This is a genomic window from Paenisporosarcina sp. TG20, assembly GCF_000286315.1.
GTDB lineage: Bacteria > Bacillota > Bacilli > Bacillales_A > Planococcaceae > Paenisporosarcina.
On sequence record NZ_ALJG01000062.1, the window covers coordinates 1 to 1,295 of the forward strand.

The following is a 1,295-nucleotide window of genomic DNA, read 5'->3' on the forward strand; positions in this document are numbered from 1 at the left end:
ATGTTAGTCTCATGTACTTAAAACCCCATGAACAATGGGTTCTTGGCACTCTATAGTTGTATACTTTCTTATCTTGTAAGAAAAACCGGGCAAAGTACGCCCGGTCCTTTAAGAGAGCACACAGTATCCACATTGGTTTCCAGTATGATTTCCGTTACAGGCGGACCCTTTCCGCGGGCGGTCCGTGAGCCTCCTCGTCGCAAGCGCCTGCGGGGTCTCACCTGGCCTCGCTTTTCCCAGTCAAGTAGGTGGAAACCTCTCTCCCTTTCGGGAGATTGTATTTCACACCCCTCACAGAACTTATCCCGACTTCTAGATTATTCCGACTTTTATTAGTTAGCCTTCAAAAACACAGGATTTCTATATGGTTTTGATGGCTCGAAGGTTAAAAAATCGGAATAATTTTGTCTATAATAAACCATAAAGACGTTTAATTAATTCTTCATCATTCTGCCATGATGTAACTTTCTGTCCTTGAGTCAATGGATTTATACTACTTGTTGCCTTTTCTATAGCTTCCCTTTTCATTTGTGTATCCGCATTTGCATAAATCTTGGTTGTTTCCAACTGTGCATGTCCCAGCCATTCCGACAAGAGCGGCAGTGGCATACCGCCGCGATAAAGGTGCATTGATCTGGAATGACGAAACATATGCGGATGGAGACCATCGGGTACTTTATTACATTGATCTCTCGCTGTTACCCCATTGCGTTCATTGGTTGCGACTTCATTCATAACATATAGCCTCCATAATGATAGATTTGGTTGTTAACCAAACTAATTATCGGTTGGCTTATGTGAAATAAATACAACGACAAATTTATTATTCCGACTTTTTTTCACCATTTTTAGAGAAAAGAGTCTATTTTCCTATGTACTTTAATTGATACGGCTAAAAAGTCGGAATAATCTAGAAGTCGGGATAAGTGGTGTTATCCCGAAGTCGGGATAACACCACCGTGCGTGCGCTATTTACGCACACGGCTCTTCCATATTATCATTCACAGAATATAACTAATTTCTTCACGTAGTTCATAGATGTTGACCTTTGTCTTCGGTGTTGGAAGTGGAAACTTTATTAGAAACAAGGTAAATTTTTCAAAGTTAAATGATTTTCTTTGACTTCTTCTATTCATCCATTTGAAGAGTAATGTTTTCATTTTATCTACAAAGTTTCTAACACTTCGGCTATTGTCAGTTATGCAGTAATAATTAAAATATCCGTTCAATGACCGTTGAAGTCTTTTGACAACATTGTGTATATTCATTGTGCGGTTAGCCTTAAGCCATTCTTT

General features: G+C 39.3%; 2 protein-coding genes. Both read right to left on the reverse strand.

Annotation, left to right across the window (positions count from 1 at the left end):
- Window positions 1-408 precede the first annotated feature (408 nt).
- Window positions 409-735, reverse strand: coding sequence for a tyrosine-type recombinase/integrase (locus tag B371_RS20940; protein ID WP_019412382.1), 327 nt, complete (start codon window positions 733-735; stop codon window positions 409-411).
- A 266-nt stretch (window positions 736-1,001) separates the two neighbouring features.
- The coding region (locus B371_RS22615) for a group II intron maturase-specific domain-containing protein (RefSeq protein WP_019412383.1) at window positions 1,002-1,295 on the reverse strand (294 nt) is incomplete at its 5' end.